At 41.9% G+C, this 25,314-nt stretch carries 26 protein-coding genes, 1 tRNA gene, 1 other RNA gene and 2 pseudogenes; 18 read left to right on the top strand and 12 right to left on the bottom strand.

Annotated elements, in window-relative coordinates; genetic code table 11:
• Window positions 1-2,384: 2,384 nt before the first annotated feature.
• Window positions 2,385-2,954 carry a hypothetical protein gene (locus tag ACFIJZ_RS07310; RefSeq protein WP_273790862.1) on the bottom strand — a complete coding sequence of 190 codons (570 nt, stop codon included), beginning with the start codon at window positions 2,952-2,954 and terminating at the stop codon, window positions 2,385-2,387.
• A gap of 867 nt (window positions 2,955-3,821) precedes the next feature.
• Here ACFIJZ_RS07310 and ACFIJZ_RS07315 point away from each other — a divergent pair.
• The 5 genes from ACFIJZ_RS07315 (at window position 3,822) to ACFIJZ_RS07335 (ending at window position 6,159) form a co-directional block, all read left to right on the top strand.
• On the top strand, window positions 3,822-4,145 hold the full coding sequence (locus ACFIJZ_RS07315; protein ID WP_375631445.1) for a hypothetical protein: 324 nt from the start codon (window positions 3,822-3,824) through the stop codon (window positions 4,143-4,145).
• Between the two features lie 58 nt (window positions 4,146-4,203).
• A complete protein-coding gene (locus tag ACFIJZ_RS07320; RefSeq protein WP_375631446.1) occupies window positions 4,204-4,422 on the top strand; it encodes a hypothetical protein in 219 nt (72 codons plus the stop codon).
• A 56-nt stretch (window positions 4,423-4,478) separates the two neighbouring features.
• Complete coding sequence (locus ACFIJZ_RS07325) at window positions 4,479-4,802, top strand: hypothetical protein (RefSeq protein WP_375631447.1); 324 nt, start codon at window positions 4,479-4,481, stop codon at window positions 4,800-4,802.
• A 239-nt stretch (window positions 4,803-5,041) separates the two neighbouring features.
• Window positions 5,042-5,725 (top strand): hypothetical protein, encoded by a 684-nt coding sequence (locus tag ACFIJZ_RS07330; RefSeq protein ID WP_375631448.1) that lies wholly within the window; start codon window positions 5,042-5,044, stop codon window positions 5,723-5,725.
• A complete protein-coding gene (locus ACFIJZ_RS07335; protein ID WP_375631449.1) occupies window positions 5,704-6,159 on the top strand; it encodes a hypothetical protein in 456 nt (151 codons plus the stop codon). The genes ACFIJZ_RS07330 and ACFIJZ_RS07335 overlap by 22 nt, the downstream gene beginning before the upstream one ends.
• Window positions 6,160-6,269: 110 nt before the next feature.
• On the opposite strand, the pseudogene ACFIJZ_RS07340 reads toward ACFIJZ_RS07335, so the two are convergent.
• Together ACFIJZ_RS07340 and ACFIJZ_RS07345 are read right to left on the bottom strand one after the other, a co-directional pair.
• Window positions 6,270-8,780 (bottom strand): annotated as a pseudogene (locus tag ACFIJZ_RS07340) (toprim domain-containing protein); the annotation flags it as partial.
• Window positions 8,781-8,881: 101 nt separating this feature from the next.
• Window positions 8,882-9,175: a hypothetical protein gene (locus ACFIJZ_RS07345; RefSeq protein WP_375631450.1), complete on the bottom strand. Its 294-nt coding sequence runs from the start codon at window positions 9,173-9,175 to the stop codon at window positions 8,882-8,884.
• Between the two features lie 94 nt (window positions 9,176-9,269).
• On the opposite strand from ACFIJZ_RS07345, the gene ACFIJZ_RS07350 reads away from it, so the two are divergent.
• Together ACFIJZ_RS07350 and ACFIJZ_RS07355 are read left to right on the top strand one after the other, a co-directional pair.
• Window positions 9,270-9,392, top strand: a complete 123-nt coding sequence (locus ACFIJZ_RS07350) for a hypothetical protein (RefSeq protein ID WP_375631451.1) — start codon at window positions 9,270-9,272, stop codon at window positions 9,390-9,392.
• On the top strand, window positions 9,389-9,586 hold the full coding sequence (locus ACFIJZ_RS07355; protein WP_375631452.1) for a hypothetical protein: 198 nt from the start codon (window positions 9,389-9,391) through the stop codon (window positions 9,584-9,586). Before ACFIJZ_RS07350 ends, ACFIJZ_RS07355 begins: the two co-directional genes overlap by 4 nt.
• A gap of 161 nt (window positions 9,587-9,747) precedes the next feature.
• On the opposite strand, the gene ACFIJZ_RS07360 is transcribed toward ACFIJZ_RS07355, so the two are convergent.
• The gene (locus ACFIJZ_RS07360; RefSeq protein WP_375631453.1) at window positions 9,748-10,818 is read right to left on the bottom strand and encodes a YdaU family protein; all 1,071 of its coding nucleotides are present in this window, start codon (window positions 10,816-10,818) and stop codon (window positions 9,748-9,750) included.
• 416 nt (window positions 10,819-11,234) lie between these two features.
• Here ACFIJZ_RS07360 and ACFIJZ_RS07365 point away from each other — a divergent pair, with 416 nt between their 5' ends.
• From ACFIJZ_RS07365 to ACFIJZ_RS07390, 6 genes are all read left to right on the top strand, one after another.
• Window positions 11,235-11,552 carry an XRE family transcriptional regulator gene (locus tag ACFIJZ_RS07365; protein ID WP_273790852.1) on the top strand — a complete coding sequence of 106 codons (318 nt, stop codon included), beginning with the start codon at window positions 11,235-11,237 and terminating at the stop codon, window positions 11,550-11,552.
• 312 nt (window positions 11,553-11,864) lie between these two features.
• Window positions 11,865-12,254: a hypothetical protein gene (locus ACFIJZ_RS07370; protein WP_273790851.1), complete on the top strand. Its 390-nt coding sequence runs from the start codon at window positions 11,865-11,867 to the stop codon at window positions 12,252-12,254.
• A gap of 2 nt (window positions 12,255-12,256) precedes the next feature.
• The gene (locus tag ACFIJZ_RS07375) at window positions 12,257-12,445 is read left to right on the top strand and encodes a hypothetical protein (protein WP_273790850.1); all 189 of its coding nucleotides are present in this window, start codon (window positions 12,257-12,259) and stop codon (window positions 12,443-12,445) included.
• A gap of 374 nt (window positions 12,446-12,819) precedes the next feature.
• Window positions 12,820-13,584 carry a lambda exonuclease family protein gene (locus tag ACFIJZ_RS07380; RefSeq protein ID WP_273790849.1) on the top strand — a complete coding sequence of 255 codons (765 nt, stop codon included), beginning with the start codon at window positions 12,820-12,822 and terminating at the stop codon, window positions 13,582-13,584.
• A 267-nt stretch (window positions 13,585-13,851) separates the two neighbouring features.
• Window positions 13,852-13,977 carry a hypothetical protein gene (locus tag ACFIJZ_RS07385; RefSeq protein WP_375631454.1) on the top strand — a complete coding sequence of 42 codons (126 nt, stop codon included), beginning with the start codon at window positions 13,852-13,854 and terminating at the stop codon, window positions 13,975-13,977.
• A 132-nt stretch (window positions 13,978-14,109) separates the two neighbouring features.
• A complete protein-coding gene (locus ACFIJZ_RS07390) occupies window positions 14,110-14,271 on the top strand; it encodes a hypothetical protein (RefSeq protein WP_375631455.1) in 162 nt (53 codons plus the stop codon).
• A gap of 2 nt (window positions 14,272-14,273) precedes the next feature.
• On the opposite strand, the gene ACFIJZ_RS07395 is transcribed toward ACFIJZ_RS07390, so the two are convergent.
• Window positions 14,274-14,348, bottom strand: a tRNA-Thr gene (locus ACFIJZ_RS07395).
• A gap of 176 nt (window positions 14,349-14,524) precedes the next feature.
• On the opposite strand from ACFIJZ_RS07395, the gene ACFIJZ_RS07400 reads away from it, so the two are divergent.
• From ACFIJZ_RS07400 to ACFIJZ_RS07415, 4 genes and pseudogenes are all read left to right on the top strand, one after another.
• Window positions 14,525-14,677: a hypothetical protein gene (locus tag ACFIJZ_RS07400; protein ID WP_273790845.1), complete on the top strand. Its 153-nt coding sequence runs from the start codon at window positions 14,525-14,527 to the stop codon at window positions 14,675-14,677.
• 176 nt (window positions 14,678-14,853) lie between these two features.
• Complete coding sequence (murA, locus tag ACFIJZ_RS07405) at window positions 14,854-16,149, top strand: UDP-N-acetylglucosamine 1-carboxyvinyltransferase (protein WP_375631456.1); 1,296 nt, start codon at window positions 14,854-14,856, stop codon at window positions 16,147-16,149.
• Between the two features lie 399 nt (window positions 16,150-16,548).
• Window positions 16,549-16,941 carry a helix-turn-helix domain-containing protein gene (locus ACFIJZ_RS07410; protein ID WP_273790843.1) on the top strand — a complete coding sequence of 131 codons (393 nt, stop codon included), beginning with the start codon at window positions 16,549-16,551 and terminating at the stop codon, window positions 16,939-16,941.
• 171 nt (window positions 16,942-17,112) lie between these two features.
• Window positions 17,113-17,578: pseudogene (locus ACFIJZ_RS07415) on the top strand (helix-turn-helix domain-containing protein).
• Between the two features lie 366 nt (window positions 17,579-17,944).
• Here the strand turns inward: ACFIJZ_RS07415 and ACFIJZ_RS07420 are convergent.
• From ACFIJZ_RS07420 to ACFIJZ_RS07450, 7 genes are all read right to left on the bottom strand, one after another.
• Window positions 17,945-18,766: a TIGR00282 family metallophosphoesterase gene (locus tag ACFIJZ_RS07420; protein ID WP_273790841.1), complete on the bottom strand. Its 822-nt coding sequence runs from the start codon at window positions 18,764-18,766 to the stop codon at window positions 17,945-17,947.
• Between the two features lie 18 nt (window positions 18,767-18,784).
• Window positions 18,785-19,390: a 5-formyltetrahydrofolate cyclo-ligase gene (locus ACFIJZ_RS07425; protein WP_375631471.1), complete on the bottom strand. Its 606-nt coding sequence runs from the start codon at window positions 19,388-19,390 to the stop codon at window positions 18,785-18,787.
• A gap of 117 nt (window positions 19,391-19,507) precedes the next feature.
• Window positions 19,508-19,684, bottom strand: coding sequence for a hypothetical protein (locus ACFIJZ_RS07430; RefSeq protein ID WP_375631457.1), 177 nt, complete (start codon window positions 19,682-19,684; stop codon window positions 19,508-19,510).
• A gap of 455 nt (window positions 19,685-20,139) precedes the next feature.
• A non-coding RNA gene (gene ssrS / locus ACFIJZ_RS07435) (6S RNA) lies at window positions 20,140-20,300 on the bottom strand.
• Between the two features lie 1,083 nt (window positions 20,301-21,383).
• Window positions 21,384-22,169, bottom strand: coding sequence for a tetratricopeptide repeat protein (locus ACFIJZ_RS07440; RefSeq protein WP_375631458.1), 786 nt, complete (start codon window positions 22,167-22,169; stop codon window positions 21,384-21,386).
• A 157-nt stretch (window positions 22,170-22,326) separates the two neighbouring features.
• Window positions 22,327-22,452, bottom strand: coding sequence for a type B 50S ribosomal protein L36 (ykgO, locus tag ACFIJZ_RS07445; RefSeq protein WP_004863016.1), 126 nt, complete (start codon window positions 22,450-22,452; stop codon window positions 22,327-22,329).
• Between the two features lie 1,376 nt (window positions 22,453-23,828).
• A complete protein-coding gene (locus tag ACFIJZ_RS07450) occupies window positions 23,829-24,209 on the bottom strand; it encodes a hypothetical protein (protein ID WP_375631459.1) in 381 nt (126 codons plus the stop codon).
• A gap of 958 nt (window positions 24,210-25,167) precedes the next feature.
• Between ACFIJZ_RS07450 and ACFIJZ_RS07455 the strand changes: the two genes are divergently transcribed.
• The gene (locus tag ACFIJZ_RS07455; protein WP_375631460.1) at window positions 25,168-25,308 is read left to right on the top strand and encodes a hypothetical protein; all 141 of its coding nucleotides are present in this window, start codon (window positions 25,168-25,170) and stop codon (window positions 25,306-25,308) included.
• Window positions 25,309-25,314 lie beyond the last annotated feature (6 nt).

The raw sequence follows: 25,314 nt of genomic DNA on the forward strand, positions 1-25,314 counted from the left end.
GGCAGTTTCCGTTGAGGGGAAGGATGCACTCTTTTTGAGGGCTAGAGTGCATCCTCTTATGGATTGGATACTGCCTTTATGAGGGTTCGGCAGTTTCCGTTGAGGGGAAGGATGCACTCTTTAAGGGCTGGAGTGCATCCTTTCCATGGATTGAACGCACTCTTTGGAGGCTAAAGTGCATCCATAGGGAAAGGCATATTCCATAAGAAACAGAGATAACCAAAAGATTTGTTTTTATATTTTTATTGATAGGTTGCTGTATTTGCGAGGGCTATTCATTCTTTATTCTCAATATTTAAGATGATTATGTGATAAGGGTTGTTCGTCAATACAATCGTAAAAGACGCTGAGCATTTTTATAAAAATTAAGATATTTTTGTGCCTTTTTCTTGTTTTTTTTGTGTTTACACAAGATATGCACGGCTTTTCAACAGTTTGTTTTTTTTAGCTTTGCTAATGGCGTTGGCTAAACACTTCAATTGTTTTAACTGCTTCAATACCGCCTTAAAAAAACAGTGCTTTATAATATGACAAAATAAGCTGTATAACTTTTGATTCTTACGCGATGCTAGAAAAAGGGGAATGTTAGGAGAGATGTTGTCTATATTCTTAGCTTATCTCTTAAGGTAGGAAGATTAACATACTTTCTGGATCTATTTTTATTTGGCCGGATCTATTTTTATTTGGTTTGACGGTTAAAGAGCAATAGCTGAATGGAATCACGCTTGCTTCATGTTTTTATCCTCACGCTTTAGATTTTTTCTCATAGAGATTTTGTTTTTAATGAGGTTTTACGCGAATCACGTAAAACAGAATGTTCTAAATAGAATATATTTGTGTTGCACATTTACGTACTTGTTTAAAAACATTATGTTGTCTTATCATCACAATGATGTTGATGAATGGGGATGTTGATGAATGGGGATGTTGATGAATGGGGATGTTGATGAATGGGGATGTTGATGAATGGGGATGTTGATGAATGGGGATATTGATGAATGGGATAATGGAGAAATCTCTTGCGAAGTGGATAAGCCCTTCTTTAAAATCTCATAAGGGGAAAGCCTGCACTATCATACTATTCGCGCCTCATGTGATGACAGCCTTTGGCTCTTGAGCGTGTTCATAAGAGGCATTTTGATTCTTTATCTTGCTAGTGTTTTATTTCATATGTCTCTCATGTTTGTAATGTGGAAAAGACAAGGTGTTGATTGATGCAACATGAAATAAATTTGAAATGAGAGAATCCCTATGATATCCGGGTCTCTTAATTTTATATGGATAACTGGAAATTATTATAAATCAAAGTATTATCGTGATACATTAACCTGTTGGTGGACTATGCGATAAAGAAAGTTATCCAGTAGTTAAGTCATTCTGTTATGTCGTAAAACACTGTCATTTGAAGTTTGGTGATATGAAGCAGGCTTCTTTGGATATGTTTTAAGTGTTTTTTTAAGGGCGTGGTGAATCTTTAAGACAGAGCAAGCTCCTGTTGCGCCTTGAGTTTAGCTGAAAATCCCTGAATGGAAGCCAAGAGTGAATGGAAGCCAAGAGGAAATGGAAGCCAAGAGGAAATGGAAACCAAGAGGAAATGGAAGCCAAGAGGAAATGGAAGCCAAGAGGAAATGGAAGCCAAGAGAGAAGTGTATCCAAGCTGTTTGTAAATCAGATTGAGTTAAGAATCTTTGTTCTTTGAGAATGAAACGCAAGTCAATTTGACAAAAGAATGATCTATTTTGCGGGTAGACCTTATGGAGGAATATAACAAAGCTCATAAGGAAGTGATTTAAGACAATACAGTCATAAAAAAGTACAGTTATAAAAAAAAGTCCTCCGTCGCAATTAGAGGACCAAAGAGCAGGAGAATTTTAACATTGACTCGCAGGACGTGTCAAAAAAGAATAAATTCAAAAGGCCGTACTAAATACAAAAAATCATACTTAAAGAACCTACCACATTATAATTAGCAGAGAATTGAAAAAATAGCAATATAAAAAATACTTTTTACAAAAAATTTTGTCATTTTGCATTAAAACTCAACACTTTTTTCAATTGAATATTTGTTTTAAGACTCGATATTAATTAAACTATATTTAAAAATATTATGATGCATACAAGCATCTTGATAATATTCTTCAATCAAAAACGAATTAAGAGCCCCTCATGATTATAGGACTGATATGGGGAAGGCTTTTTGTTTTTAAGAGTGTGGGGTGTATCTTCAGTATGTGTGGGGGGTGAAGTATTGTCCTTTTGGGTGTGGGGGGCAAGGTAATGAAAATGGGGGCGAGAGCTGCTCAATGCTTGAGCCCGTGTGGGGGAGGTTTCTTTAGAGGGGCGGGGGCAACATGGGAGGCCGCTTAAAATGGCGAGGAGGGGGATTATTCAAAATGTTTATGGTTTGCATATCCCCAATGAAATGCGAGCAAGTCTAAACAATCTCGTAAATGATCGGCAAGGGAGTTTTGTTTGCGTTTTGAAGAACTTAATTCTTTTATCGCTTGTCCATGGCCGATAACGCGTTCAAGCAGTGAATAGCCAAGAATACCCAGTTGAACTTTGATTGTTCTTAAATGATTGGAGGCTTCTATTTGACGTTCAATGGGGTGTATGTACCCTTGGCTACAGGAAACCTTTTCACGGGTGTAGTCAAGGCTCATGTGGAGATCGGCTTGGCTTTGACGCCAGTAAAAATAAAAACGTTCTGCCGCTTTATATTGGGCTTTGCTGAGATGTCCTTTCGCATATAAAAGTGCAATGGGATGGCTTTGTGCATTGGCAATGGCATTGATGGTGCGCGGGTTGCTGGAACTTTCTCGATGATTGGGTTTAAAATAAGGATTACGCGTTTCAACAGGGATTTCTTGCGTCTTTAAATGACCAATGTGCTTTTCTTGATTTTGATGATCAAGCGGGCAGGTTTGCATATTTTTTTTCTGCTTATGGGTCATAGCATCTCCTTAAAAATTATCGTTTGCTTCTTTATGTTTATGCAAAGAAACGGGATTGTGCTGTTGTATGCTTGTTGAGGGATACGTTTTTATGTCTGCTTTTTGCGTGAGGGGAAGTTTCAAAAAAAGGGTGAGGGGTCGCTTTCTGTGGATGTTGTCATTGTTTTATAGGAGAGGGGTTTATAGGGGAGGCTGTATGGGGGAAAAGTGTGTTGTCTCGCGTGGATTTGCTTCTTGAAAGGATTGGCATTTTTTTTTGCATGATGGGCGTTACCTTTAATTTTACTGCTGTGGGGGATATTGATGCCGCATGATTTGGTTTTTTTGCCGTGGTTGGGGTTTTCTGCTTTGTTGCTCTTGTCTTTGTTTCTATTTATGCGGCAATGAGGTTTTTCGGGGTTACAAGGAAGGACTTTTTTAAGAGTGGGGTGCTTGCATTCTTTGTTGGCGTGACCTCTAAGTTTGTTTATGCGCAAGCTGAGCACTTTGGTTTGACTTGGTTGTGGTTCTCAAACAGTTAGGTCTTTCACATTCTTTTTGGCGTTGTCTTTGGTCTTATCCTTGGGCTTATTTGTCTAGGGGCAAAGCGTCTTGGTTTTAGGCTTTCATTCTTTACAAAGGATTGATCTTTTGCTGCATTTTTGGCATGGTCTCTAATTTTTACTTAATAAAGGAGCGGGGCGTATGGTGGTTGCGCGGGACATGTTTTTGAAGGGGCTGGCGTTTGCGGGCATTATTGGACTTGTTTCTTTTTTTGCTCTGGAGGGGGTACGGTGTGTGCGTGTACTGTTGGGGGGCTTAAAAAAAATGAGCATTTTTCTGTCCCACGGGCGTGGTCTTTGATGTTCTTTCTGTGAGGGGTATTTGATGTCGAACGATTTGATGTTTTTGCAGTGGTTGGCACTTTTCTGTCCTTTGGTTCTCGCCTTTGTTTCTATTTATGCGGCAATGAGGTTTTTCGGGGTTACAAGGAAGGCTTTTTTAAAAAATTTGGCGTTGAGCTTCATTATTATCGCTGTCTCTAAGTTTGTTTATGGGCAAGCTGAGCACTTTGGTTTGGCTTGGTTGTGGTTCTCAAACAAGTGGGTCTTCCACATTCTTTTTGGCGTTGTCTTTGGTCTTATCCTTGGGCTTATTTGTCTAGGGGCAAAGCGTCTTGGTTTTAGGCTTTCATTCTTTGCAAAGGATTGATCTTTTGCTGCATTTTTGGCATGGTCTCTGATTTTTGCTTAATGAAGGAGCGGGGCGTATGGTGGTTGCGCGGGACATGTTTTTGAAGTTTCTGGTGTTTTGCTGCGTTGTTGGAGCTGTTGTTGGATTGGCGTATAACGGAGCCAAGCATATGGGGGGGCACTGGTTTTTGATCTTTAACAATGGGGTGTTTCTGGGCACTATTGGACTTGTTCCTTTTTTTGCTTTGGAGGGGGTACGGTGTGTGCGTGTACTGTTGGGGGGCTTAAAAAAATGAGCATTTTTCTGTCCCACGGGCGTGGTCTTTGATGTTCTTTCTGTGAGGGGTATTTGATGTCGAACGATTTGATGTTTTTGCAGTGGTTGGCACTTTTCTGTCCTTTGGTTCTCGCCTTTGTTTCTATTTATGCGGGAATAAGGTTTTTCGGGTTTACAAGGAAGGACTTTTTTAAGGGTGGGGTGCTTGCATTCTTTGTTGGCGTGACCTCTAAGTTTGTTTATGGGCAAGCTGAGCACTTTGGTTTGACTTGGTTGTGGTTCTCAAACAAGTGGGTCTTTTACATTCTTTTTGGCGTTGTCTTTGGTCTTATCCTTGGGCTTATTTGTCTAGGGGCAAAACGTCTTGGGTTTAGGCTTTCATTCTTTGCAAAGGATTGATCTTTTGCTGCATTTTTGGCATGGTCTCTGATTTTTACTTAATAAAGGAGCGGGGCGTATGGTGGTTGCGCGGGACATGTTTTTGAAGGTGCTGGTGTTTTGCTGCGTTGTTGGACTTTTTCCTTTTTTTGCTTTGGAGGGGTACGGTGTGTGCGTGTACTGTTGGGGGGCTTAAAAAAATGAGCATTTTTCTGTCCCACGGGCGTGGTCTTTGATGTTCTTTCTGTGAGGGGTATTTGATGTCGAACGATGTGATGTTTTGGCTGTTGTTGGGGGTTTTCTGCTTTTTTGCTCTGGCCTTGATTTTTATTTATGTGGGAGCAAAGCGTCGCTCTGTTACAGGGGGGATGTTTTGGAGATGGGTGGTGCTTTATGGCGTTGTTGCCACCTACCTTGGTTTTATTTATGTGGGCGTGGGCAGGCGCGCTGTTGACGGGGAGCTGCTCTTGAAGGGGGCGGTGTTTTCTTGCATTTTTGCAACTGTCCTTGGTTTGGTGCATCTGGGCGTCAAGAGCATGCCTGTTGCTTGGCAAGTGTTCTTAAAGGCGGTTATGTTTTGTTGCATGATGGGCTTTATCCTGTGGTTTGCTGCTGTGGGTGTCAGAGATATGGATAGCATAAGGGCGGTATTCTTAAAGGTTTTGCTCTTGTCTGTATTGTTGAAAGTGCTCTTGGGGTTCTTTATACGCGAGCAAGGTGATACGGTATTACAGAGGTCGTTGCGTGCTTTGAATTTTGTGCTGTTTTCCTGCATTTTGGGTACTCTCCTTTGTTTTACCCGTCTGGGAGCAGAGAATCTAGGGTTGAGCTGGCTTTGGTTCTCGAAGGATTGGGTGTTTTTATTCATTTTTGGATTTACCCTTCCTTTTGTTTGTGAGGGAGCAAGGTGTGCGCGTGTTCTATGGGCTTGGTTTTTGAGGTAGCTGGTGTTTTTTTGCTGTTGTTGGTGTTTTCCTACCTTTTTATTGTTGTCGTTATTGGTACTTATAGGCTTTCCAAGCGCTTCGATATTCCGTGGTGGCGAGCGGCGTTTTATTGTATTTTTGGTGTTTCCCTCTTTTTGAAGGAAGTGCTGTTTTACGGCATTTTAGGAGTCGTCCTTTTTTTAGCTCTTTTGGGGATGGAGAGTATGGACATACCGTGGGGACTCCTGTCCTTGATGGGGATCGTGTTTGCTGTACTGTTGGAGTGGTTCTTGATTTTGCATATGAGAGGGCGGCAAAATGGAGTGGTGACGCGTTGTTTGTGGTTATTGAAGGGGTTGGTGTTTTGCGCCATTGCTGGAGCGATCTTTTTTTGTTTGCCTTTGGGAGCAGAGTATATGGGGTTGAGCTGGCTTTGGTTTGCGAAGGATTAGGTGTTTTTCATTATTTGTGGATTGATCCTTCCTGTTGTTTCTGTGGGAGCAAGGCGTGCGCGTGTGAAGGCGGTGGCGTTTTTTAAGAGAGTGGGGTTTATGGGGTATTACAGATAACGTCGAGGGAATGATTGTTCAAAAGAACAGCGATAGCGGTAGGTTTGGGGATCAAACCAAAGCCCTATTTTGCCTTCAAAATCACCAGAACGTTGTTTGGCAATATTCATAATAACGCCTGGGCGTTTTGCTAAATCTGCTTTTTCTTGTGCTAGAGAGGCGGCAAAGATTTTATCTTCCAACGATCGATTGCGCCAAATGGTGATGATGTTAAAGGCATTGGCACCAATTTCTGAGGCGCCTTTAATGTCTTCTGTGCTGGGGATATCTTTATCCAGACCGCCTTTGCGGGCATGGGCGACAAGGTGAATATGCACATTGTTTAAAACAGCCCAATCAACCATTTTATAAACCGCTTGTTCTTGTCTTGCATAATCATCAGAGGCAATGCCAAGCCGCATCAAACTGTCGATGATAAATTGATCGCAGCCATAGCGCGCACGGCAATAGTCAAAGACTTCAAGCAAGGTATCTACGCTCGATTTGCCAACATGCTCATAAAGAATAAGCCCTTCGTCTAAAAAATGAAGAATCCGTTCAATTGTCTCTTTTGTAGGCTGTTCTAAGCCGCCCGTTTGTTTGGTTAAACGGCGAAGTGATTGTTCTCCTTTCATTTCTAGAGACGCTAAGCAAAGGCGACTCTTTTGTGCAATCCAATGGGGAATACAATCTGATAATAATTGGCTTTTACCTGCACCACTCGCACCACTCCAGAGCGTTAATTCTGCTGGGCGGAAATGCAATTTGTCCTTCAGTTTAGGATAGGGAACCGTATAACCAAGATGTTTTTCAGGCTCTGGCCAAAAAAGCCCAATCACTTGATCTTTATAGTCTGAGGCGCGCCGTAAACCTTCTGGGGCAAAGCTTTGTGCTGAGGAAAAGGCAGCTTTTATGGTGGCTTTATCGATCCCTGCGGTTAAACAGTCATTGGCATCTTTAAGGGGTAAACGGACACGGTAGCAACGGTGGCGTCCAAGCCTGCTGGCAATCTCACGGGCTGCTTCTTCTCCGGGCGGATCCATATCGGTGGCTAAAAAAATCGTTTCAAAAGATTCTAAATGATCAAATTCATTTTCAATCCAGTTGTGTTTTCCTCCACTGCCTCCTCCAAAGGGAACAGAAACCGCCGGATATCCATAGGCGGCTAAGGATAGCGCATCAATTTCTCCTTCAGTGATAACAATGGTACGGTTTGTTGAAGAAAAATTGGGGAATGGCGCCTGTTGGGGCGCGTGCGTGGGTGCCTGCTGGGGCGCGTGCGTGGGTGCCTGCTGGGGTGTGTGCGTGGAGGGGTGGTTGGTTGAGGCGGTGTTTTGGGGCGCCTGTGTGGAGGGGTGGTTGGTTGAGGCGGTGTTTTGGGGCGCCTGTGTGGAGGTGAGGTTGGTTGAGGCGGTGTTTTGGGGCGCCTGTGTAGAGGCGTGGTTGGTTGTGGCGGTGTTTTGGGGCGCCTGTGTAGAGGTGAGGTTGGTTGAGGCGGTGTTTTGGGGCGCCTGTGTAGAGGCGTGGTTGGTTGAGGCGGTGTTTTGGGGCGCCTGTGTGGAGGGGTGGTTGGTTGAGGCGGTGTTTTGGGATGCCTTTGTGGAGGCGTGGTTGGTTGAGGGTACCTGCTGGGGTGTGTTTTGGGGTGCCTGCTGAGGTGCCTGCTGAGGTGCGTGTTGGGATGCCTGCTGGGATGTGTGCAGGGATGCCTTTGTGGAGGCGGGGTTGATTGTGGCGGTGTTTTGGGGCGCCTGTGTGGAGGGGTGGTTGGTTGAGGCGGTGTTTTGGGGCGCCTGCGTGGAGGCGTGGTTGGTTGAGGCGGTGTTTTGGGGTGCCTGTGTGGAGGTGGGGTTGGTTGAGGGTACCTGCTGGGCGGTGTTTTGGAATGCCTGCTGGGATGTGTGCTGGGTTGCCTGCTGGGATGTGTGCGTGGAGGGGTGGTTTGTGGGGTAAAGGGCTTGCCAACCAAATAAAATCGGTTCACATTGGGAGGCTGTTGGTTTGGTTTTTGCTCCCGTTTGCGCAAGCCGTTCTTTGACTAAAGCAAGGGTGCCGTCGGGTTTATAAAAGGGGAAAATGATTTTTTCGCCATTTTCTCCTATGCGGTAACGTTTTATAATCTCTAGAGGAATGCGGCGTTCTTCATGGAGATAGGTTTTTACAAGATTCTGCGGGCTCTGCCCTGTAGGAACCGGTGGACGGCGATAGGAACGATGGGGCGCCATAAAGGGTTTGGGGCGTGTCAAATTGAGAGTCGCGCGTGCTTCTTCTAAGGCTTGAGAGAGGCTAATGCCTTTGACTTCACACCAAAGGTCTAAAAGATCTCCTCCTGTGCTTTCTGCAAAATCATACCAAAGTCCTGCTTTACTACCACTTAAGCAAATCGATAAACTTTGACCCGCTTCACCACGTGTGTTGCCTACAATCCAATTGTTGCCTCGTTTGTGCCCTTGGGGAAGAAGCATTTCTGCTATTTTATCGGCTTGTGAGATAAGTTTTTGTTTGATTTCAAAAATTGTGCTCATGGTCATTCGTGATATTATTGTCGTTTTTCTCAAGATGTGGGAGGTGAGGATTCTGTTTTTGCTGTTCTCACCATTCGATCTGATCGTAAAGTCCCGTGGTGCTATGGGGCTTGCCAGTTTACTTTGAGAGCTTCTTTGCCGCTCTTTTCTTGCCAATAGTCGCGAAACCTCTTGGCTTGCCAAAGGGCTTGACTCTCACTCAAACCTTTTTGAAATGGCTGTGTTGGTGTTTGTTTGCTAAGAGCATGGGAAGTGGTGCCTTGAGAAAAAGGAGGAAGGGGGTGAAAGAAGGGCGGGGTGGGTATGCCTGTTTTGAGGGTGTGGTGCATGCTGGAGTCCTGTTGGGATGCCTGTGTGGAAGGGGTGGGTTTGTTGCCAAAGAGTTTGCTTTTCATTGAGTTTTTCTGAAATGGCTGTATTGGTGTTTGTTTGCCAAGAACATGGGAAGTGGTGCCTTGAGAAAAGGAGGAAGGGGGTGAAGAAGGAAGGATGCAAGAAGGTGGGGCGGATGCCTGTGAGGGTGTGGTGCATGTTGGAGTCCTGTTGGGGTGTATGTTGGGGTGTCTGTGTGGAGGGGGTGGGTTTGTTGCCAAAGAGTTTGCTTTTCATTGAGTTTTTCTGAAATGGCTGTGTTGGTGTTTGTTTGCCAAGAGCATGGGAAGTGGCGCTTTGAGGAAAGGAGGAAGGATGCAAGAAGGGCGGGGCGGATGCCTGTGAGGGTGTGGTGCATGTTGGAGTGTCCTGTTGGGGTGCCTTGTGTTGGGGTGCCTGTGGATGTCCTTGTGTGGGGAAAATGGCTTTTGTGATGAGAGCAAAATGGTCGATGTTGACGCGTTTTGCTGTGTGAATCGCCTATCCAAGTGTTGTTTTGCCGCCCTTTGTTCTGTGTTATTTTGTCCGATGCTGTTGTGGTTTTGAAACATTTTTATCCCCGCGCGTGCTTGAAAAATACGTTGTTTTTGTGATGTCAAAAATTGTCATTATAGTTGATCAAACTGCGGTAAAGGGTGTCGTTGTTCTCAGAGATGAAAGATGAGGAGCTTCCCTGTTTTTGCTGTTCTTGCCGTTCGATCTCACGGCGAAACCAGTTGCGCCATGTGGCTTGCCAGTCTACTTTGAGAGCTTCTTTGCCGCTCTTGGCTTGCCAATAGTCGCGAAACTTCTTTTCTTGCCAATGGGCTTGGCTTTCACTCAAACCTTCTGAAACTGCCGCCTTGATGTCTGCTTGCCAATGCTCAGGAAGACGGTGCCCTTTGGCAACTGAGGAAGTGGTTTTTTTGTTGGTGCAAAGCGGGATGGAGGCAGAAAGATTGCTGGGGGGAAGAGTGGTGGCGGATTTTGTTTTTTCCCCCGTGACAATTTGCGCGATAGGGGCGGAGGTAAACTCGGCTTGGGGAGCGTTTAAAGAGGGGGCGTTTTTTTGCTCCGCTTCTTCTTGTGGAGGGGAAGAGAGAGGTGAATCAAGAGCCGATGAGGAGGATGGATGATCGCTTTGTTCAAAGTTCTCTTCGAAGGAAAAACAAGGCTCTGTCTCATCAAACAAAATTTTCTTTTCTAAAACACCGTAAGGTGTTTCCTTTTCTTCTGTCTTTTGAGCTTCTGAGCTTTGTGCAGCATCTTTTGGACTTTCGTTAAGCAGTTGTTGCATCTCTGCATTGATTTTTTTGCGTTTTTTTGCCGAAGAACGACCCGCAAAGGATTTTTGTTCAAGCAATTTTTCACGCTCTTGAAAAATATTTTCGCAACGCTTGTTCCATAATCCATTGGCTAAATTTAAAATCTTACCCTCTTGGATGAGCATTTCTAAAACATTAACAAAAGTTCGCTTGTCACAACCACAAAGACGCGCTAAACGTTCTTTCGATATTTCTAAAGGTCGTCCACGGGCATACATTTCATTGAGAAGAATCGTATAGATTCCAATTTCGTGTGCGCGCATCCCACGTACACCTCCTAGAAAGTCATTTTGATACCAACAAACATATGGAAGCCTAGACGATTCATAATGAGGAGTTTCTTGTTGATTAGCGTGTTTCATACTGCAATCTACTTTCTTCTTTTTTATACATTTTTATTGATGATAAAAGCTCAAATAAGGATTTAACTTGTGTTGCTTTTGGCTCTGTTCGATGATGACTAGAGGCTTCTTTACGACGCTTATAAATGATTGGCTGTGCTTGAAGAGCATGCAAACTTACGATTTAAGATTGCGGTGATGGAAAAAATAAAGAATACCACACATTCTCAACGTACTTGCTTTTGGGCAGAAGCTTTGGAGAGTGGTCTTTTATATCCTGTAGGGTGGTTAAAGTGTTTTTATGATCCAAAAATAAAAAAATTTCCCCCGAAAAAGTAAAATTTGTTTCCTTAATTTTATCCTTTTTAGAGGATAATGCAAGCTCGTTTTATAAAAAGGACGTGTTTTTTTAAAAAGACGCGCTATATGGTGAAATTATGAATATCGATGGTTGGCGTCAAAGATTAAGAATCGCTTTGGAAAAAAGTGGGCGGTCAAAAAGATCTATCTCCCTCGCTGCCGGTAAAGGCGCGGGGTACCTTCATTCTATTCTTTCTGAAGGAAAAGAACCAACAATCGAATCCCTCTCGCGAATTTGTCACGAAATTAATATCAGTATGAATTATATTCTTTATGGTAAAGGGGCTAGCCCTGAAGATAAAGAATTTATAGAGCTTATTTCGAAACTCTCTCCGCAAGAGAGACAGGCGATTTTGACTCTTTTGCGGCGGCCAATTGACGAAGCTTCAAAATAACTTCCTTCTGTGCTTTTGAATCAAGGCGACTCCAGTATTTTATTAATATTATGTCACTCATTTTATCTCTCCTGTGTGTTTATAATTGCAATTTTGTAAGAACAAATAGAGAACAACAAAGGGGCATGAGAGGAACAAAGAATAATAGATTTTTATTTACATATGTCATTTGAACCCCGTAGATATTTAAAATATATCTTTTATGAAGGATAAAATGGTTGACATCTCTCCTATAGAGGAGATAAGACTAACGCTATATTTAGTCTTGTCAAGACAAGGCTATGCTTTATCAACTATCTAAAGGGGGAAATCATGAAAAATATTTCATTCGTTAAAGAGGATGAAATCATTATCGTTTTATGCGAAGAGGAAAATCCTTGTACTTATGAAGGACCAATCGACGAAATCGAAGAAGTGCTCGAACTGATTGAAGAATGTGAAACTGTTTATAGAGTTTTACGACTCGATCTGACAACTTCTCATGCTGAAGATGTTACGGAACAAATCGCTGATTTTTATGTCGAAAATCATGAAATGAATGAAGAAAATACACAATTGCAGCCCTTCATTTTGAATAGTGAAGCTTATCATGCTTGTTTAAATGAAAGAGCGGCTTGCGATTATGAAGATAATCTCTATGGCTCTTATGAAAAACAGCATCGTTTACGCCCATGTGATGTCTTGACAGATTATTGGTGGTAAACATGCCAAGTTATCTCAAGACTTCTTATCAAGGGATTCCACTTTATTATGCTGGAAATATGCGAAATTTAATCAGACTCGAACCACAAAAACACAACGCTATACTTTTTATATCGCAAGAGGTGGCTCAGTCTATGGCAAAAAAATTGGAGGAAGAATATTGCCGCCATGATTTTTCCGTCGTGCAATAGCAGGGTTGAAAAAGGAAGCCGCAATGAAAGGGTCCAAGTGCTTTTTCATTGCGGTGATAATGGTGTGCGTTATGCTTTCGTTCTTGGGGGGGCCCGACTTGGGGGGAGAGCTTGGGAGGAGGAGCTTTGCGGGGGTTTTCTTAACCGATATGGGAAAGGGGGGGCATGAAGAAAAGAGCCTATATATGAGAAATTGCGGAGGGGGGATGTTGAGGGGGGCAGCAGTTTTTGTGTTTTCGGGGCACAATATTGAAGGATGCATTGAAGGATGTTGTCGCCTTTAGTCCGTGTGAGGGACACAGGCTTTAAAAATATGAATGTTTCAAAGAGGATATATTGCAAAAAACACTTTAAAGATGAAGGGGAGAAAGGTCATGCCAATTATTATCGATTGTATTCAAGGAACAGAAGAATGGCAGAAAGTGCGTAATGGTTTGATTACGGCTTCTTTGTTTGAGATGGTTATGGCACAAAAAAAACAGGGGCAAAAAACTTCACGCTATCAGAGTGTGATGATGAAATTGGCGGGAGAAAGAATTACAGGAAAAACCGTTGAGGAAGGAACAACGCTTTCTCAGCGACGTGGAACAGAATTAGAACCAATCGCACGACAGCTTTATGGGGAACTTACACATACAGAACCTGAATGTATTGGCTTTGTTTTGGCTGATGATCGCGGACAAGGATTTTCCCCCGATGCTTTTGTGGGAAAAAATGGCTTATTAGAAATTAAAACAAAAAAACCTGAAATTTTGATCCCTCATTTCATGCAAAAGAATTTTCCAGCAGAACATAAAGCACAATGTCAAGGGGGATTATGGATTTCTCAACGCGAATGGGTGGATTTAATGCTCTATTGGCCGGATATGCCTCCTTTGATTAAACGGGCTTATCGTGATGAAGCGTATATTTGCAAGCTTGAAAATGAAATTAGCCGTTTTAATGAGGCTTTGGAGAAGATGGTACAGCAAATTAAGAGTGTTGGGACAGGTTTTCATCTAAGGACAGAAATTGCTTTGAAGGAGGGGGAAGAAAGGGTGCTTGGAATGAAGACAAAGCGTCTGCTGGAGGGCAAAACAAGAATGAGGCGGGCAAGAAAGGGATCGTGTGCAGCGTTGAGGAGAGGCAAAGTTCTATAAAAAGGAAAGAGCAGAGGGAGAAAAGAGCCGGTTTTTATGTTGGAGGAGGGTGTCAAACAAGGGGCGCAGGGAAGTAGGGAGCGTAGCGAACTTAAGGGACATGAATGTGAAAGCATGTTGGGAAATGGGGGGAAGAAAGGGTGCTTGGAGCGCATGCAAGGCGTATGCTGGAGAGGAAAACGAGAATGGGAGTAAGGCCAAGTGCTTAGAGGTATGGAGGTGTGATTTTGGGAGCTTTTGTGGTGCGTGCTGGGGGAGAGCGCCGCAATGAAAGGACTTGAGTGCTTTTTCATTGCGGTGACAATGGTGCGCGTTATGCTTTTGTTTTTTGGGAAAGAGTCGTTTGAGGGGCGTTTTTTTAGCCGATATGGGAAAAGGGATGTAGAGGCATGAAGAGCCTATGCATGAGGAACTGTGGGGGACGTGTTGGGGACAACCGGTGGTTTAGGGAAAAAAGGGGGAAGCCAATGGGAGGGGGGCTATTCTTTGGGGTGTGTCAATTTCAAAAGCCGCTCATAAAGCATTTTGGAGATTAAGTGCGTCATTGAAGCCATTGATTTTGACGCCATTGAAGCGCATGGTTTAAAGGATGGAGGATGTGATGAAGCCAATGGAGGCTGGGGGAAAAAATTGAGGCTTATAGAGAAGGCTTATAGGGGCAAGAAGAGAGAGGCAAAAGAAGAATAAAATGGTGCTGCGAGAGAGGATTGAACTCTCGACCTCTCCCTTACCAAGGGAGTGCTCTACCACTGAGCTACCGCAGCCCTTTTCAATCTTTGCGCTGTCTTGTGCCATATTGTCAGAAAATAGGCAAGAGAACATTTGTATATTCTTGCAAGAAAACGTATCTTATGTCATGACATATGTTTCTTATATGCTTAAATATTTAAGGTTATGAGTTGCTTGGATAGAAGCTCAACACTGTTTAAAAGGTTGCGCAATGACACAAATGTATCAAAAACAAAAACAAAATGAAATGAATCATCAAGATGAAAAAGCAAAACGACGTCAAGAAAGATTGGCGCAACAATTGCGTCAAAACCTGAAACGTCGAAAAGAACAATGCCGAAAAAGAGCACAAACAGAGCTCTAAAATGCAAAAAGCTCTAAAATGCAAAAAAATGTTTTTTAGTGAAGCTTTGCAACCAAACTTCTCAATAATTTGTTCTCATATTTAGAATGCGTTCTAAAACGATTAATAAAGCATAACTTCCCGAAGGGGGATAATCCTTTGGAAGGGCAGGCACAAAGGAAAAGAGGGAAAACACTATGGATTCTATTCAAATTGTTGGGGGAGAAAAACTTAAAGGAACAATTCCTATATCAGGAGCAAAAAATGCTGCCTTGCCTCTTATGATTGCGGCGCTTTTGACAGAAGAAACGCTTACTTTAGAAAATATTCCTCATCTGGCCGATGTCGAATTGCTTATTCGTATTCTCAATAATCATGGTGTGGGATATGCCGTTGATGGACAAGAGTTTAACGATGAATGTGTGAATTCAAGAACAATTCATTTTACGGCGCAAAAAATAGCCACAACACGGGCGCCATACGAACTGGTGAAAAAAATGCGTGCAAGCTTTTGGGTTATCGGACCTCTGCTTGCACGATGCGCAGAGGCTTATGTTTCGCTTCCTGGAGGATGTGCTATTGGAACAAGACCTGTCGATTTTATCCTTGAAGGACTCAAAACTTTAGGCGCACAGATTTCGATCGAAAATGGATATGTTCATGCAAAAGCGCCAAGGGGCTTAAAAGGTGATCACTATCGTTTCCCTAAAGTCACTGTTGGGGGAACCCATGTGCTGCTGATGGCGGCGACAACGGCAAAGGGAACAACCGTTCTTGAGAATGCGGCTTGTGAGCCAGAAGTGACAAACCTTATTCGAACCCTGAATGCTATGGGGGCTCAAATAACCGGTGAAGGAACAACAACGCTTACAATTGAAGGGGTGAAAAAACTTAAAGGGACAAAAATACGCGTTATTGCTGATCGAATCGAAGCGGGGACATATGCAATGGCTGTTGCTATGACAGGAGGAGATGTCTTTCTTAAAAATGCAAATCCTAATCATCTCACAAAAGTGCTTAAGGTGCTCCAAAAAACAGGACTCGAGATTCAAATAGAACCTCAAGGAATTCATGTTAAGCGAAATCCAAAGAACACCAAAATTATGCCCGTTGATATTAAAACAGGACCTTATCCTGCTTTTCCAACCGATCTCCAAGCCCAATTCATGGCGCTCATGACACGGGCTGAAGGAACCGCGCATATTACAGAGACGGTTTTCGAAAATCGTTTTATGCATGTTCAAGAACTCAATCGCTTAGGAGCACAGATAAAGCTTGATGGGCAGACGGCAACCGTCTATGGAACAGAGAATTTGCAAGGGGCTCCCGTTATGGCGACGGATTTGCGTGCTTCTGTTTCTCTTGTGATTGCAGCGTTGGCGGCAAAGGGGGAAACAATCGTCAATCGTGTCTATCATCTTGATCGTGGATTTGAGAGATTAGAAGAAAAATTAGTCCGTTGTGGCGCAAAAATCCAACGCATCACAGTGTAATTCTCTTCGAAGGTATTCGGTCTGCCTTTAAGGGGTTTGATCTCAAGAAGCAAGCTTTGTTCATTTTCTCAATAAACGCGGGGCTTATCTCATGGTTTTGGAGCTTTTACGAGCGGGCATAAAAGTTTGAGAGGCGGGTGGGGCTCATAAAACAAACAAATAAAGACTGTTTTTAAATTTTATTGCTAATTTCATGAAATTACTTTATTGGTAAGAGAATGTTTTGGTCGTCTACGCAGCGATCAACAGGGAATGAAAGACCCTAAACTTGAGACACGTATTTATCCAGCTTTATGGATATCCCGGATTTCCGGGAGCTTTTGTTATGTCCAGGTGCTCTCTAGCACTAAAAGCAAAAGGCTGAGTCAAGTTTCAGCTCTTTCAACTCCCGGAATACCAATGCGAGGGCGCTCGCAACCGGCAGGGGAGCTTGAAGTGAAAGCTAAAAATCCACACTTTAACGACATTTCGATAGGCAGAAAAATTCGCTTTAAAAGAACAATGATCGGAATGTCGCAAAAGCAATTAGGCAGTCAGTTAGGTGTGACTTTTCAACAAATCCAAAAATATGAAAAAGGCTCTAATCGTATAGGAGCTGGGCGTTTACAAGAAATTGCCGATATTCTCAATGTTCCTATTTCTTTTTTCTACTCCGATCTCTCAACAAAAGAAAATGTCTTGTATTGCTGTGATGAAAGGATTTCAAGTAAAGAAGAGCATATCCTTTTGAAAAGTTTTAGAGAGCTTAAACCTAAAAAGCAGAAGGCAATTTTGTGTTTGATTGTCTCATGAGATAAAAACACTGTTTTAAATTTTATTGCTGGTCTCCAGAAATTATTTTATGAACAAGCACCAGGGTTCTCGTCGTACAGTGTGGTTGAATGGTGGAACCCAAAGCCTGAAAATCCAAGATGAAACATTAGCCTGCTTTATAAGTATCGCGAGATTCCGGGAGTTTTTGCCATGTCCAAGTGCGCTCTAGCACTAAAAGCAAAAAAGCTGACTGAACTCAGTGTTTTTGACTCCCGGAATACGCATAAGAGGCGCTCGCAACCGGCAGGGGAGCTTGAAGTGAAAGCTAAAAATCCACACTTTAACGACATTTCGATAGGCAGAAAAATTCGCTTTAAAAGAACAATGATCGGAATGTCGCAAAAGCAATTAGGCAGTCAGTTAGGTGTGACTTTTCAACAAATCCCAAAATATGAAAAAGGCTCTAATCGTATAGGAGCTGGGCGTTTACAAGAAATTGCCGATATTCTCAATGTTCCTATTGCCTTTTTTTTACGCTGATCTCTCAACAAAAGAAAATGCTTTGTATTACTGTGATGAAAGAATTTCAAGTAAAGAAGAGCATATCCTTTTGAAAAGTTTTAGAGAGCTCAAACCTAAAAAGCAGAAAGCAATTTTAAGATTAAATTTTCGTTAGAATCAAAAAAAAATTAAAGAGGCTCTTGCTAAATAATAAATTATTATATAAAGCTTTTTCTAGAGAAGGGGGTTAACATTTCTCCTCCCCCCCCCCGCAGAAATGTCCAAATAAAACCTCCTTCTCATCATTTTAAAAATCACGAAAATTTTTATCCTTTATCTTTTATCCTTTTAAAAAGAGTGACTTATTTGTGCTAGAAAAGTTGCTGTATTAGGCAAATTGGAGGGCGGGGTGTTTTTAGGATTTGGGAAGGGCTGGAAAAATCATCTTGCCAAATAGAGTTCTCAAAAGGAAATCTTGGAGAGCAATCATCCAAAGGGCGCACAGTGGAGAGCGATCATCAAAGGGGCGGCTTAAAAGAAGCTACCAAAAATCCGGAACTTCAGGCTTTAAATGAGGACCAATCCGTACCGCTGAGACCTTTTCTGCTAAACCGGTGCGATCTGAAATCTCAACCGCTAAACCACAAAGGGTGGCGGGACCACACGCCGGTTCAAAACGGTCTTGCTTCGTCTTATAAAGAAAACGGTGTAAGGGTTCTTCTTTATCCATTCCAAGAGAGGAGTTATAATCTCCACACATGCCTGCATCTGTTAAATAGGCGCTCCCACCTTCTAAGATCTGCGCGTCAGCCGTGGGAATGTGCGTATGTGTGCCAACGATAACACTCACACGACCATCAAGAAAATGGCCTAAACATTGCTTCTCGCTTGTCGTTTCTGCGTGAAAGTCAAAAATAATCGTGTCGGCTTGCTCCATCAACGAACAGGCAAGAAGAATATTTTCCGCTGTTTCAAATGGATCTTCTACTTTGCACGGCATAAAAACGTTGCCCAACAGATTGGCGACAAGAACACGGGCGCCATTTTTTGCCGTAAAAACACCAGCACCTTTTCCGGGAGTTTCTTTCGAAAAATTGGCAGGGCGTAAAAAACGATCACTCTCATGGGCATACTGCAATGCTTCTTTGTGAGAAAAAGCATGATTGCCCGTGGTGACAACATCAACACCGGTCATCAAAAGATCTTGATATGTCTCTTGCTTAAGACCAAAACCACCAGAGGCATTTTCACCATTTACCACAACAAAATCAAGCTGCCATTTCTCAATCAGTTGAGGAAGGTGTTCAAAAACAGCTTTACAGCCTGTGCTACCAACAATGTCACCTAAAAATAAAAAACGCATAGGCGCTTTAATCACACTTTAACATTTTAAGAAACCTTTTTCTGTAAAAATTCCTTGTACCTGTAGATCATGTTCTGCTGCGGGAATAGAGAAAACCTCCTGACATGAAAACCCTATGCCCCATAATGTCATTTGATGCCCTTGTTTTTCAAGAGCTTCAACCGCACGGTCATAGTATCCCCCTCCATAGCCAAGACGGTGACAGTGACGATCAAACGCAGAAAGCGGAACAATAATATTATTGGGGACAACAACCTCATTGTCGGCACTGGGACCAAAGGTGCCAAAACGCATGGGCTCTAAAATCGTGCTGGGCGAAAATGCACGGAAAATCATGGTGGTGGAATCAAGCACTGCTGGTAAGGCTAAACGTCCACCGCGTAACGCTACAGCATCCAGTAAAGGACGCGGGTCAATTTCCGATTTAATGGGCCAATAGCCTGCTAAAATGAGGCGTGAAAAATCGGTTCCCTTCTTTTCAAGGTATTCAATAAAGTGGCAACAAGCACGTTGCGAAAAGAGTGCACGCTCTTCTGTTAAAAGAGCATCACGACGCGATAAACCGCTTTTGCGTTGCTGTGTGCGAAGAGATGAAGCAGATTCACAGAGGGGATTTTGTGTCATTGTCTCGTCAATTGTTTTATAAGATGCTGGTATTTTATCCATTGTTGGCGTTTTGTAAATCTCTGTTAGGACAAGAGCTGTGCTCATGAAAAAAAGCATGAAAAAAGTGTGTGCTCTTTATAGGGGGTATCTTGGTGCAACAAGCCGCTTTTGCGCTGCTTGTGTGCGAAGGGGTGAAGCAGATTCACAGAGGGGATTTTGTGTCATTGTCTCGTCAATTGTTTTATAAGATGCTGATATTTTATCCATTGTTGGCGTTTTGTAAATCTCTGTTAGGACAAGAGCTGTGCTCATGAAAAAAAGCATGAAAAAAAGTGTGTGCTCTTTATAGGGGGTATCTTGGTGCGATAAACCGCTTTTGCGCTGCTTGCGTGCGAAGGGGTGAAGCAGATTCACAGAGGGGATTTTGTGTCATTGTCTCGTCAATTGTTTTAATAAGATGCTGGCATTTTATCCATTGTTGGCGTTTTGTAAATCTCTGTATGGACAAGAGCTGTGCTCATGAAAAAAAGCATGAAAAAAAGTGTGTGCTCTTTATAGGGGGTATCTTGGTGCAACAAGCCGCTCTTGCGCTGCTTGCGTGCGAAGGGGTGAAGCAGATTCACAGAGGGGATTTTGTGTCAGTGCTGTCTGTTTTATAAAATAAAGCCCCTCGTCATTTTTATTTCTTGAAAAGAGAGTATCGTCATTGGTTTTATGTAAAAGGATGCTCTCAATTTTTATCTGGAAAATTTTTATTGATGTAAAAAGGGTGATCCACAACAGCCGATGGAAAAAGCTGATCCCGGGAACCTATACAAATAGGTGGGCGCCATATGAAAAAGCCCACGGGCTTGATCAGGGACAGCTCCCTTGGAGATCATTAAGGTCTCAGGAATACGTTATTTCCTGTCGAGAAGCGCAGAACACCCTCCTTAATATAAAACAATTTCAGAGTTTCTGCTAGGGATAAAATAACCTCGCTCTCTTCTTTTTCATAAAGTATTTCAGGAGAGATTGATGATATTGTTGGTGGTTGCTCGAAATGATGGATGGCTTATTCAAAGTAAAAAAGCAAAAATATGAGTGGGGGTGGGTGTTTGAGTGACGTAGAACGGTTTATTGGCAATCGCTTGACTGGCTCTTTTGGGACAATGCTTGATTTTTATGTTTCGCGGGAATACTTGGAGGAGCTTTGAAGGGAATATTTCTTATTCAAGGATGTTGGTTGAACTGGTGTTGCACCTTTGAAGTTTTTGCCTTGTGAAGCCATATTTCAGGGCTGTTTTATCAACTTTGAGGGGGGGAGGAGAGCCGATACGGTATGTGCTGCTATGGTTGAAGCTTAAAAATAAAAAACAGATGATGATAGTTTATCAGAGGCGCTAAGCGATGTTGTAAGCTTTTTTAAAAAAGTATTTTTTGAGGATCGTGTTTACAAATTTTTTTTATCCATGATGGAAGGTGTGAAAAGAAGAAACGGCTGAAGAGGACTCAAGCGTGAAGCGTTTGCTTGCTATGAGAGAAATTCTGTAGGGGGTATATTGGAAATGTTTGGACGCTGCCTGCAATACAAAAAAGGTCCAAATTCAAAAAAGGCACTGTCAATTGTGTGTGGGGGGTGTGGTTATAAGCAGGGGCAGTTTATTGAGTGGAATGTGAAGCCGGCTTGCGTTTTATCTAGGTTTGAAAGCATGCCGTAAAGTGTCTTGTTCTTGAATGGTTTTAAAGAGCTTGGGGTGATTGTTCGTCTAACAGAGCTTGCACGCGCTTTTGAATTCTGCGCATTTGTGGAGTGTAATCCAATGCTGTTTCATCAATCTTAAGAGCCAAGTTTTGGACGCTCTGTTGCTTCCATGGTAATGGCTAAGTTTCAAAAAAAGGCACTGTCAATTGTGTGTGGGGGTGTGGTTATAAGCAGGGGGCTTTTAGTTTATTGAGTGGAATGTGAAGCCGGCTTGCGTCTTATCTAGGTTTGAAAGCATGCTGTAAAGTACCTTGTTCTTGAATGGTTTTAAAGAGCTTGGGGTGATTGTTCGTCTAATAGAGCTTGCACGCGCTTTTGAATCCTGCGCATTTGTGGATAGTAATCCAATGCTGTTTCATAAGCTTTAAGAGCAAGTTTTGGACGCTCCGTTGCTTCCATGACAACGCCAAGTTCAAAAAAAGCACTATAATTGCGCGGCTCAAGTTCAAGAGCATGGTTGAGATCAAGCAGGGCAAGCTTGAAATCGTTCAGTTGAATGTGAATCCAAGCACGCCTTACCCAAGCTTCAGAATGAGTAGGTAAAAGTGCAAGAGCATTGTCAATATAATCAAGCGCAAGTCCATAATCATCGCTGTTGAGTGCATTTTCAGCCCATGACATTAAAAGATCAATCGTCTCACTCCCCGATTGGGACCATAAATGTTGAAGTTGTTGACTGATCTTTTTCGCTTTAGCAACATCAGCACAATATTTCAATTCTTTGAGTAAACGTGAAATTTCTGCTTCTTTGCGTTGCTTAACTCTGTCAACATGGGAAAGCTGCTCTTTGTCAAGATCTTCAAGAATAACCGCCGAGGAATCAGAATCGGAGGGCGTTGAGGAAGGGGGAGGAGAATTGGGAATAAGATCATCTAACGGTAAAAGCGATTGTGGAGAAGGCCGATCTTCAGGAAGAGAAGGAGGATTTTGCCCATAGCTCGAGGGAACAAAACAAAAAACGCCAACAAAAAAAAGAAAAAACGCGCGCTGAAAAATACAGAAAAAACGCAGCTGAAAAAATCGAAAGGCTTTTAAAAAAATAAAAGAATCCATAAAAACAAGCCCCCAAAAGATAAATCACCAAATATTATCAAATACTAGACTTGTAATCAACGGACTTATAACCAAAAAAACGCAAGAAAAAATTTTTAAGCCTACAATCAAAGTAGGCATAAAAACATTGACCTTAAAGAAATTAGCCCTAAAAGAATTAGCCCTGACGTGCTCTAAAACGTGGGTTCGTTTTATTAAGAATATAAACACGACCCTTACGACGCACCAAACGATTGTTACGGTGGCGCTCTTTTAGTGCTTTAAGCGAATTTTTAATTTTCATCATATTCACCGTTTAAATAGTTTACGTAACACAACACTATAATACTATAATACAACACTAAAATATAATACCACAACCCCAATAGACTGCTTACTCTATGAGCATTGCATTGCGATATCGTACTTGCATTATAACATCACACGATACACTTTTTCACTGTGATCACAAAAAGAAAAGCGCACTCTTAAGGTACGCATTAACACACTTCATTAGCACAACGATAAGTGAAAATTGCAAAAAAGTAGGAGAGATTTAACAAGAAGTCTTATTCTTGTCAAGGGTATATCCCTTACAAATTCCTTAGGGTGTGTTAATGGTTGCCTTGAAGGTAAAAATTTTCTCGTAAAAAAAGGACACAAAAAAGCACAAAGAGTGGAAAAAAGTAAAAGTTTCCTATTTGTGAGAAAATAATCCTGTTTTTTCGTAAAATATCATCGTTAAGTAAGGCTCATGTAAAATTTATAACATGAGGTGTTTTTTGTTCGTGTGTGAGGATCTTCTTAAGGCTTATTCTTAAAACCTAAAAAATAAACCGCATGATGATGACAAAGATGATGAATTGATAAGGATAAATTTCTATTGTTCAGAGAAAACATAGTAAAATAAGAGTTTTGCATAGTCTTAAGGTTTTCTCATTGCAAATCTGTGTATCTTTAAGCATAGCATTCGCTGCTTGCATATCATAAGCGGGATTGATCTATGGTAAAGATACTTGAAGATAAGGAATAAAACGGTCTTTTATGAATGCTTTCAAGTACAAGAGAGTGTTGTAACATTGGGGGCTGACAAAGCGGTGTGATGAGGTTGGTGTTTACGCTTCATAAGCTTGAAGAGGGTGGTGCACTATGAATGTTTAAGCTATTACTGAGAGCTTTCGCTCTATGACGGGGGCTACTGTTGTGAAGTGGTGGCAATGTGCATTGGCCAAGTGTTTCTTTAAAACAAGTGCGTAAATTGGCAACACAAGTGTCTTCTGTTTGAGGCTTTTTATTTTACGTGAGGGGTGAGAGGATGTTTGGTTTGGGAATGGATAAGCTTAGTGCTGTAATCATATCCTGTAATTATATCTTTGACGTGGAGATCAGGGACGGAGCGCTTGGTACTTTTAATGAGGAATTAAATCTGTGCTGTTAGAGTGAAAGATTATGCATAAATTTCTCTTTTAAGGCAATAGTTTATGATTCTTTGCAACCCAATTATTTCTACGTGGGTGGAGTGCTGGATATTGTCAAACGGAGGGGGAATTCAAATTATCCGGTGAGGGAACCAGTATAGTGAGAATATACTTTGGCTCTTGAATGTGGATAGTTTGAATTCCTTTTAATATCCATGCTGTAGAAAAATTTGACCTTCCCAAGGGTGGTCTATGATGATGTTTATTGAAAGAGTGAAAGGTTCACATTGTCTGGCGATAAACGTAATAAAAGCATGTCATAATACCAATTTATATACATGTTGCAAATGCCAAAGAGAGCTGACGTAATGATCATTGGTATCCCGATCGATAGGGGTAATGACTCTCTTCCTACTGCGAGGTATGTTAGACAAAGAATTCCTGCCATTAATAAAAAGCCTATCGCTAGGATTTTCGTTACGAAAACAATGGGTTTACGAAAGGTTAAAAGAAAGAGGAACAACATATGTCTAAATGGACCCCCTTTACGTTTTTGAGGAGGAACAGACTGTGCCTCATTTAAAGTTGCTTCCTTATTTTCATTGTTTTCATTTTTGAGTTTGTTTGAAGAGATACCCTCCATTATTTTCCCCTTTTGTATGGTATTTTTGCTATAAAAAGATCTAAGTTCGTGCTGAACGTTAATCACATATTAAGATAAGATACAAGCGAAATTACTTTATTATTGTTAGAAATGAAGTATTTTTTTCGCGCAATGAGCGTTTTAAAGGCAATGATAGTGTTAAAATGATAGTATTTAAAAGTATAGTTTAGCTTTATCAGGATAATAAAATAAACATTTATATTTATAAATTATTAGGTGCTCTTGAAAGAAGCTTGGATTGAGAAAAATTGTGGGAACTTCATGAAGCGCTGGTCTGTTGGGTGTGACGGATGTCATTGCTGAGCAGGATTAGAGAGTTACAGACAATCTCTTATGGGTGGTAAGAATATGCGTAAACAAAGTGCGTTTACGATAAGGGGAGTTCATAAAGAATTGTGCGAGATGCAATAAAAAGCTGCCATAAAACCAATGCGCATTATACGGTGGTGATGTGCCTTATAATTCATTGTCTTAACAGGATTAAAAGGTGAAAAAATTGATGCACTAAAAAAAGGGCGGGTTTTGTGAGAGAAGAAAAATTGATCTGAAAAGAAGAAACTTAAGCCTTTGGGGAGAAGTTCAGGAAACCTTTTCGAGGAATGTGTTGGGGGAATTCACGAAAGAAGACAATCTTCTATCCGTTGAAGGAAAAAGAGAGAGGAGAAAAAGAAGAAAGTTGCTATGCTGGAGGGGGGTATCGTCTGGCCGATATTGGGCCGAATTCTCGAGAGTTGTTTGGGGAGAGTAATACGTTTTACCTCTTTGCAGCGATTTTATGGAAAACAAAACGATGCTTTTGTGAAAAAATGAACATAAGAAGAGAAGCTAGAGATAATAAAAGCGCAATCATGGGGATTGGTATCTATGGGGTGCAATAGATCAGTCTATTATTCTTAAAGATTGGCATTAAAAGAAAAATGAAGGGGCTGCGTATGTTATGGGGGAATATTTATGCGGTGGAAGGTGGAGGGGTGATGAACTTGGGGGCTGGCGAATTGCTTTTAGTCGTGGGGGGACTTTTTTGAGAAAAGGAGGAGGAGCTGTTGGATTGTTGATTGGTGTGGTTTTGTGTCTTTGAGGGTGG

The sequence above is a fragment of the Bartonella sp. CL70QHWL genome (genome assembly GCF_042194855.1).
Taxonomy (GTDB): Bacteria; Pseudomonadota; Alphaproteobacteria; order Rhizobiales; family Rhizobiaceae; genus Bartonella.

Excerpts from the sequence above, each read along its gene's own strand:
- ACFIJZ_RS07310 (WP_273790862.1), bottom strand. The coding sequence starts at position 2,954 with ATGACCCATAAGCAGAAAAAAAATATGCAAACCTGCCCGCTTGATCAT.
- ACFIJZ_RS07315 (WP_375631445.1), top strand. The coding sequence starts at position 3,822 with ATGTCGAACGATTTGATGTTTTTGCAGTGGTTGGCACTTTTCTGTCCT.
- ACFIJZ_RS07320 (WP_375631446.1), top strand. The coding sequence starts at position 4,204 with ATGGTGGTTGCGCGGGACATGTTTTTGAAGTTTCTGGTGTTTTGCTGC.
- ACFIJZ_RS07325 (WP_375631447.1), top strand. The coding sequence starts at position 4,479 with ATGTCGAACGATTTGATGTTTTTGCAGTGGTTGGCACTTTTCTGTCCT.
- ACFIJZ_RS07330 (WP_375631448.1), top strand. The coding sequence starts at position 5,042 with ATGTCGAACGATGTGATGTTTTGGCTGTTGTTGGGGGTTTTCTGCTTT.
- ACFIJZ_RS07335 (WP_375631449.1), top strand. The coding sequence starts at position 5,704 with ATGGGCTTGGTTTTTGAGGTAGCTGGTGTTTTTTTGCTGTTGTTGGTG.
- ACFIJZ_RS07345 (WP_375631450.1), bottom strand. The coding sequence starts at position 9,175 with ATGAAAAGCAAACTCTTTGGCAACAAACCCACCCCTTCCACACAGGCA.
- ACFIJZ_RS07350 (WP_375631451.1), top strand. The coding sequence starts at position 9,270 with ATGCAAGAAGGTGGGGCGGATGCCTGTGAGGGTGTGGTGCATGTTGGA.
- ACFIJZ_RS07360 (WP_375631453.1), bottom strand. The coding sequence starts at position 10,818 with ATGAAACACGCTAATCAACAAGAAACTCCTCATTATGAATCGTCTAGG.
- ACFIJZ_RS07365 (WP_273790852.1), top strand. The coding sequence starts at position 11,235 with ATGAATATCGATGGTTGGCGTCAAAGATTAAGAATCGCTTTGGAAAAA.
- ACFIJZ_RS07370 (WP_273790851.1), top strand. The coding sequence starts at position 11,865 with ATGAAAAATATTTCATTCGTTAAAGAGGATGAAATCATTATCGTTTTA.
- ACFIJZ_RS07375 (WP_273790850.1), top strand. The coding sequence starts at position 12,257 with ATGCCAAGTTATCTCAAGACTTCTTATCAAGGGATTCCACTTTATTAT.
- ACFIJZ_RS07380 (WP_273790849.1), top strand. The coding sequence starts at position 12,820 with ATGCCAATTATTATCGATTGTATTCAAGGAACAGAAGAATGGCAGAAA.
- ACFIJZ_RS07385 (WP_375631454.1), top strand. The coding sequence starts at position 13,852 with ATGAAAGGACTTGAGTGCTTTTTCATTGCGGTGACAATGGTGCGCGTT.
- ACFIJZ_RS07400 (WP_273790845.1), top strand. The coding sequence starts at position 14,525 with ATGACACAAATGTATCAAAAACAAAAACAAAATGAAATGAATCATCAA.
- murA (WP_375631456.1), top strand. The coding sequence starts at position 14,854 with ATGGATTCTATTCAAATTGTTGGGGGAGAAAAACTTAAAGGAACAATT.
- ACFIJZ_RS07410 (WP_273790843.1), top strand. The coding sequence starts at position 16,549 with ATGCGAGGGCGCTCGCAACCGGCAGGGGAGCTTGAAGTGAAAGCTAAA.
- ACFIJZ_RS07420 (WP_273790841.1), bottom strand. The coding sequence starts at position 18,766 with ATGCGTTTTTTATTTTTAGGTGACATTGTTGGTAGCACAGGCTGTAAA.
- ACFIJZ_RS07425 (WP_375631471.1), bottom strand. The coding sequence starts at position 19,390 with ATGACACAAAATCCCCTCTGTGAATCTGCTTCATCTCTTCGCACACAG.
- ACFIJZ_RS07430 (WP_375631457.1), bottom strand. The coding sequence starts at position 19,684 with ATGAGCACAGCTCTTGTCCTAACAGAGATTTACAAAACGCCAACAATG.
- ACFIJZ_RS07440 (WP_375631458.1), bottom strand. The coding sequence starts at position 22,169 with ATGGATTCTTTTATTTTTTTAAAAGCCTTTCGATTTTTTCAGCTGCGT.
- ykgO (WP_004863016.1), bottom strand. The coding sequence starts at position 22,452 with ATGAAAATTAAAAATTCGCTTAAAGCACTAAAAGAGCGCCACCGTAAC.
- ACFIJZ_RS07450 (WP_375631459.1), bottom strand. The coding sequence starts at position 24,209 with ATGGAGGGTATCTCTTCAAACAAACTCAAAAATGAAAACAATGAAAAT.
- ACFIJZ_RS07455 (WP_375631460.1), top strand. The coding sequence starts at position 25,168 with ATGGGGGAATATTTATGCGGTGGAAGGTGGAGGGGTGATGAACTTGGG.